The organism is Pseudomonas sp. (genome assembly GCF_050739655.1).
Lineage (GTDB): Bacteria > Pseudomonadota > Gammaproteobacteria > Pseudomonadales > Pseudomonadaceae > Aquipseudomonas.
This window is the reverse complement of record NZ_JBOIBY010000652.1, coordinates 1-6,236: the sequence shown is the minus strand read 5'-3', so window position 1 is coordinate 6,236 and position 6,236 is coordinate 1. Positions and strand designations below refer to the sequence as shown.

Here is a 6,236-nt window from a genome sequence, read left to right as displayed (position 1 = left end):
GTACACTGTAGGTGCGCATACTATTACGAAAACTGGTTTGGCCCCAGATAGAGCATATGCTTTTCAAGCTATTACGACGGGTGGCCAGCTGGTTCTGTTACCTTTCAAAACGTTATTAGTGGTTAACCCCTCTCCGCCAGATCATTTTACTCCTTTCGACCATCGGCCCGACGGAGTTTCTTTTTTTTGGAATGGGGGGGGAGTTTCAGTCGGCGAGCCGCGCTATGAAATTAAACGAGATGGAGTGCTGCTCGATATAGTAGATAAGCCCCCTTTTAGAGATACCACTCCGCAGGAAGGACGCGACCATCATTATTGTATTCGCACTGTTGATGAGGAGTTCAATTATTCGGACCCTCTGTGTGTTACCGTTAGTTTTGAAGACCTCACAGCACCCACAGACCCTTCGAACGTGAGAACCTCGAATCCTGCTATTACCGTGAGTTGGGATGAGTCGTCCGACAGTTCTAAGGATGTCACTTATATTGTCGACAAAGACGGAAGTGAATTGGGACGTACGAAAGAACTCGAGTTTGCTGTTACCGGCCTGGAATCGGGGAAACGGTATGAATTTGGCGTGACGGCTACCGATAAGGCCGGTAATCTATCGAATCGAATCATAGTCCATTATCCCGCGCAAGGTGTTCCTGAGAAGGGCAAGCGGTAACGCTCCGATGCGGGTGTTTCTATGCGTTTAAGCAAGTCCCGATGCCTGTGCATCGGGATTTTTTTTGTGCGCCGGTAGAGGCGCATCAAACGGGTGATGATCACCCGATGGATTTCCACCTAAAAGACCTCTTTCATCCCCGGCATCTCCCGCCCTGCCTCCTTGATGAACACTCACCGACACCACTTGCGCATCAGGCCGACAGCATTCGGCCCTCTTTCATTATTCGCGCGCGAAAGTGTTTAAGCGGCAGAGATTTATCCTACAGAATGTTCGGATAGATCTTGCATACCGGTCCTACGGAAAACGAGAAGATGCGCGCCGTTGAAACGCAACACCCTATTTGCTGGTGTTGATCAACAACCCGGTGCCTGACTTTCGTCGCTTGGCCAAAGCACGCACTATTAATCCGATGTTTAAAGGTGAATCCAATGTTCAAGAAAGTTGCAATGTCTGCCCCGGTGCTTGCTTTGGCTTTTGTTTCCTCGGCTGCCCTGGCTGTTCCACAAACTCACAACATTCAAGTTGTCGCTGATATTCCGAGCGCCGACTTTTATGTGCAGCCAGTCAGCCACGACACTGTAAGAGATCCTCAGCAATTGCTCTGGAATAATACAACTTCCCAGCTGGAAGGCATCAGCCGTGACTTCAGGGCTAAAAGCTCCGTTGCCACTGGCACCGCCCCTGCCATCAAGGCAACTCTGCTGGCCCCAGCGGTCTTGAGCTCTGGCGCAAACGAGATTGAGTTGAACGTCAAGTTCAATAACGTTGCGTTGACTGTGGGCAGCGACGTAGACGTTATCGCTGCTGGTGGTGCGCCCTCAGAAATCATCGTTCCCCTGAGCATTCAGCCAGTTGAACCGAGCGGCAAATATCAGGAAGGTAACTACACCGGAAACGTTAGTGTGATGTTCGACGCGCCTTGATGGTTGCTGGATAAGTTCTAACTGACAGGATGTCCTTCATGTGGCCGGCGTAGCCGGTCGCATTCTTTCTTGCAGATGCAAGCGCTAACTTGAGATGTTGATCAATGTTTCCGACGACTCCTATCGCAGGGGCGCTTGCGCTTATTATTTGCGCAGGTGCGCTTGCCAGTGAAAGCAAGCCTGCGAACAAGTCCGTAAGTTTGCTCCAGCAGGCTGAAGGTTTGCCTGCAGATTTTCATGAGTTTTTCTTTGATGTTCCGTTGGCTGTTCGCGTCGAAGTCGATCGACAGTTTCTGGGTGAAGCCATGATCCTGTTGACCCGCGATGAGCGAGTGACGCTGATCAACTTTACCGACACACGCAACAGTGACCTTGCGTCGAGCGAGCGTGATGAGTGGGCCGCTTTCTTGACGCAGGGAGTGGCGTTGGGTGCCTGTAAAAGTGGCTGCCCTCGGCAATTGCAGTCGGTTCACTACAGCCTGGAAGATTCCATGGTGTCGTTGGTGACGGCGAACGCCGAGCGCGATCCGCAGACCCGACTGTTTCATGATCAGCCTGAAGGCGGCAGCCACGGCATGATTGTGCGCAATCAACTGAATATCAGCGGTGGTCAGCAGCAGAATATCGCCGGCCGTTATGGCCTGGAGGCCAGCGCGAGCCTGGGCAACTGGACGAACACGTTCAATGCTCAGCTGTCGCGTATGTCAGGGATGGACACGGGCATCAAGCATGCTGTCCATGAACTGCATACCCAACGGGAACTGGAGGGCCGCTTCATCCGTGCCGGGTATTTCACGCCCAGTGTCCAAGGTCTGACTCGGTCTGTGCGCACCATCGGGCGAGGTCCCGACACGGTAATGGGTCTGATGTATGGCAGTTCCGATAGCCTGGCGATCGACAACGCCAACCCTAGTCTCTATCCCATTACGGTGACCGCCAACCGACAAGCGATGGTGGAAATCTATCGCAACGGTGTGCTGATCAACAGTCAGCAGGTGGCGAGCGGTTTGCAGACGCTGGATACGCGTCCGTTGCCCGGTGGAATCTACGAAGTGGAAGTACGCCTGGTCGAGGACGGTCAAGTGATTACCACCACTTCAGAGCTTATTTACAAGCCCAATAACTGGCGCAACCCGGAAAATCGCTGGCGCTACAACCTGTTCGCCGGTCGCGAGAGCAAACTGTTCAGCAATTGGCAGGAGCGCGATGACGGTGATCTGACGGCAGGCGCAGCCTTTAACTTCTTGCTGCATCCGCGAATTGTCCTGGGGCTTTCCGCCCGTCAGGTCAAGGAGCAGATGCAGTTGGGCACCTCCGCCGACTGGACGGTGGGCGAGAAAACTTCCCTTTACACCAGTCTTTCCCAGACCAAGGGCGAAGGCACGGGGATGGAGGTGCAAGGTGTGCATCGCTACAACGGCGGCAGTGTGGTGTTGCGCCATCAGCGCAGTTGGCTGGACACCCGTAACACTTACGAGGTGCTGCCGGACGGGACGCACATCCGTCAACGCAACACCTACAACGGACAGACCAGCAATACTTCGCTGTCGCTGAATCATCGTTTGAACAGCAAGAGTTCGCTCAGTGCGCAAGTGTCCCAGAGCGAGGGTTACAGCGAAGGATTGGGCGTAGACCTGAGCTGGACCCGCAACGCACAGTTGTTCGGCAACAGCGCGGACTGGCGCGTGGCGGTGTTCGATCGACCGGGTACGGTTGGCACTGCCGACCAGCGCAACCGCGGGATCGATATCAGCCTGCGCATGGCTCTGGGGTCCGACGGTCACCAGGTGACCGGCAGCGTTGGTCAACGTACATCGCGTGACGGTGGACGGGACCCCAACGCGTCCGTTACCTATCGTCGAGACCTCAAGGATCACGTCCTGCAAAGTGTTTCTGCAACCGTCAGTAGAGACGTGTACGGGACAGGTCAGGCGGGCACGGCTGATTTCAAGACCGACCAGGTCAGCGGTTCGATGCATGCGCAACGTTCCTCCTACAACGGTCAGATCAGCGGCGGTTTGAATCTGGACAGTACCTTGGCGGTCAGTGGCAAAAAACTTGTATTGAGTAGCCAGACCTCGACCGGAGAGGCGGGAATGATCGTCGATGTCGAGAGCGATCTCGATGATATCGAGTTGCGGGCCGACGACTTTGCCGGTACCCATGCCACATTGCGGCCGGGGCGCAATTTCATTCCCGTTTCGGCATACAAGAACGGCACGGTGAATTTTGATTTCAAGGGCACTGATGTTCCCGCGGCGGCAATCCAGCCTGCGCGCACCACCTATCACTTGAACAAGGGAGGGGTGGATTATCGCCAGGTGCGCATTCTGAAGACCGTGACCGTGATGGGACGCCTGTTGGATGCCAGTGGAAAACCTTTGAAAGGCCATCACGTCATCAACCATGCCAGTCGTGGCGTCAGCGAAGTCGATGGGTTCTTTTCAATGGAACTTAGTGAGAACTCTCCTACACTCGAAGTGCGGCACGACAGTCAGTTGTTATGCCAGTTCAGGCTCGATCCAGCCTCCCAGCGTCGAGAGAATGATGTGCTGATGGTAGGGGATCTGCGGTGTCATCCGGACACCTTGGCCGACGCTGCTTATAAGTCTGAGAAAGCCAGTTGATGGGTACTTATACAACAGCAGTGAGAACATGGCGTACACAGGACAGTCAAATGAACGAGTTAATCAACCGTCTGGTGCTGGGATCGGCACTTTGCGGGTTTGCAAGTTTAGCCAATGCCGCTGTATTGGACGTACAAGCCGAGATCAGGCCGGATCCGATTAATCCGGGAATCGCGCAGATTATCAATAACACACCTGTCACCGGGTACTGCACGGAATTTCCGGGTAATTGCAACAGTAGGGGAATACGAAGTAACAGCTTTCCTATTGCTTTTATGTCGTTAGCGGGCATTCCAAAAGATGGTGTGATCCCCTTTGGCTTTCCGGCGACATGGCGTCGATTTACTGTCCAACATGCGGTGGTTCCTGGGGCAACGGCGGAGGTCGAAATTCGCATTGCCGGAGTGGGGACCCGTTATCGCTTGAGTAATACAGCGCAGTCGATAATCGGACATCCGGGGGAATTGCCTGTATTTGATTATCACGCCTATCTCTGGCAACCCTCGTGGGCTGAGGCAACTGCTCCCTGCCAGCAAGTCAATGGTACTTCCCAAGGTGCTGATCCTAATGGAACAGACTTTACGGCATTTTGGTTGACACCCCAGCACGTCACCACTTGCTCAAGGAGTCCGAAATACAACATTCCCGGCATGTCGTTGCAAAGGCTCGATGTGCATTATGAGTTGCGAGCCGTTCGACCGGAACAATTGATAACTGGCGACTATCAAGGGTCGTATACTTACTCCACCAGAGGTGATTTCGATATGGGGGCCTTGACCCCCAATGACGCTGCAATGACATTCAATTTAAACCTGGCGGTAAAGCAGGACGTCAACGTCAAAATGTCCGCCGACAGTGTTGCCCTGGCGCCCAAGGGAGGCTGGATGGAGTGGATCAATCATGGAAGACGACCCGAGAAACTATTGGGTGACTTGCGGTTTTTCATCTTGACTTCTACGCCGTTTAAAATGGATCTCAGTTGTAGTCAAGCGGGAACTGGAACCTGTCTGATCAGCAACGGTTCCCACGATGTACCTGTCGATATCAGTGTCAGCCTGCCAAGTCCTTGGGTAGACGGTACAGGCCAGCCGGTAGTACGGCGTCCTCTGACGATAGGGGGGGCTGGGTTGGAGCATTTAATGCCAGCAGGGTCGCCCACTCGAGAGCCTAGCCTGCTGCATTTTGAAGTGCCGAAAGATTCAGTTGCAACGATGCATGACGATAGCAGTTACCGAGGAACCGTTAATATAACTTTTGATTCCGATATCTAATCGCAGTAGCAAAGCCTGAGGCTTACTCAGGCTGTTGTCCCCGTACGAGGCTTTATCTCATGAAATCTATTTATATGTTGTTGTGCACATTTTTTTTCAGTCTGTGTGCACAGGCCGGCCCCAGCCTGCAAATTGGTACCTTCTATGACTTTATGAAGAGCAATCAAAGTACATACCTGAAACGTATCCATAACGGTGGTACTTCAACGGCGTTCGTCAAGGTCGAGATCAAGGAGATTTTTTATCAGCAGAATGGAAAATCCCGCGAAGAGCCCTTGAAGAGTGTCGATGGCAGTACCCGTGACGGTCTGGTCGCCAGCCCGGCCAGGCTGATCGTCCCGGCCAAAGGAACCCAGGGTACTCGCCTGCTGTATACCGGCGATCGTAGTAAGGAACGCTATTTTCGGGTTCGCTTTTTACCCGTCGTTCCCGAAAAAGAAGACAAGTTCGCCGTCTCGGACACTGATCGTGAAACTTATGAAAAGGAAATATCTGCCGGTTTCAACGTAATGGCCGGTTATGGCATGGTGTTTTTTGTTCGCCCGGCCACTACCCGTTTTGATACCCAAATAGACAACACTGCTGGTCGCTATCAGTTGAAAAACAATGGCAATAGCGTAGTAGTCATCGACTCGTTCAAGGACTGCGCGGCCAAGAACGAAGACGATTGCAAGCCGACCCAAAAAGTACACTTGATTCCAGGTCATGATTTTGCGTTCGACAAACAAGCGGGTCGAGTCTATCG

At 53.2% G+C, this 6,236-nt stretch carries 5 protein-coding genes; all 5 read left to right on the top strand.

The annotated features are described in order from the left end of the window. A partial coding sequence (locus tag ACRESJ_RS31125) for a fibronectin type III domain-containing protein (RefSeq protein ID WP_431761328.1) occupies positions 1-667 on the top strand: 667 nt, incomplete at its 5' end. Positions 668-1,098: 431 nt separating this feature from the next. Then, on the top strand, positions 1,099-1,593 hold the full coding sequence (locus tag ACRESJ_RS31120) for a CS1 type fimbrial major subunit (RefSeq protein ID WP_431761327.1): 495 nt from the start codon (positions 1,099-1,101) through the stop codon (positions 1,591-1,593). A 104-nt stretch (positions 1,594-1,697) separates the two neighbouring features. Further along, complete coding sequence (locus ACRESJ_RS31115; protein WP_431761326.1) at positions 1,698-4,220, top strand: TcfC E-set like domain-containing protein; 2,523 nt, start codon at positions 1,698-1,700, stop codon at positions 4,218-4,220. A gap of 50 nt (positions 4,221-4,270) precedes the next feature. After that, positions 4,271-5,491 (top strand): hypothetical protein, encoded by a 1,221-nt coding sequence (locus ACRESJ_RS31110; protein ID WP_431761325.1) that lies wholly within the window; start codon positions 4,271-4,273, stop codon positions 5,489-5,491. 59 nt (positions 5,492-5,550) lie between these two features. After that, positions 5,551-6,236: molecular chaperone (locus ACRESJ_RS31105; protein ID WP_431761324.1), on the top strand; the 686-nt coding region annotated here is incomplete at its 3' end.

Coding starts and splice junctions, on each gene's coding strand:
- ACRESJ_RS31120 (WP_431761327.1), top strand. CDS start 1,099: ATGTTCAAGAAAGTTGCAATGTCTGCCCCGGTGCTTGCTTTGGCTTTT.
- ACRESJ_RS31115 (WP_431761326.1), top strand. CDS start 1,698: ATGTTTCCGACGACTCCTATCGCAGGGGCGCTTGCGCTTATTATTTGC.
- ACRESJ_RS31110 (WP_431761325.1), top strand. CDS start 4,271: ATGAACGAGTTAATCAACCGTCTGGTGCTGGGATCGGCACTTTGCGGG.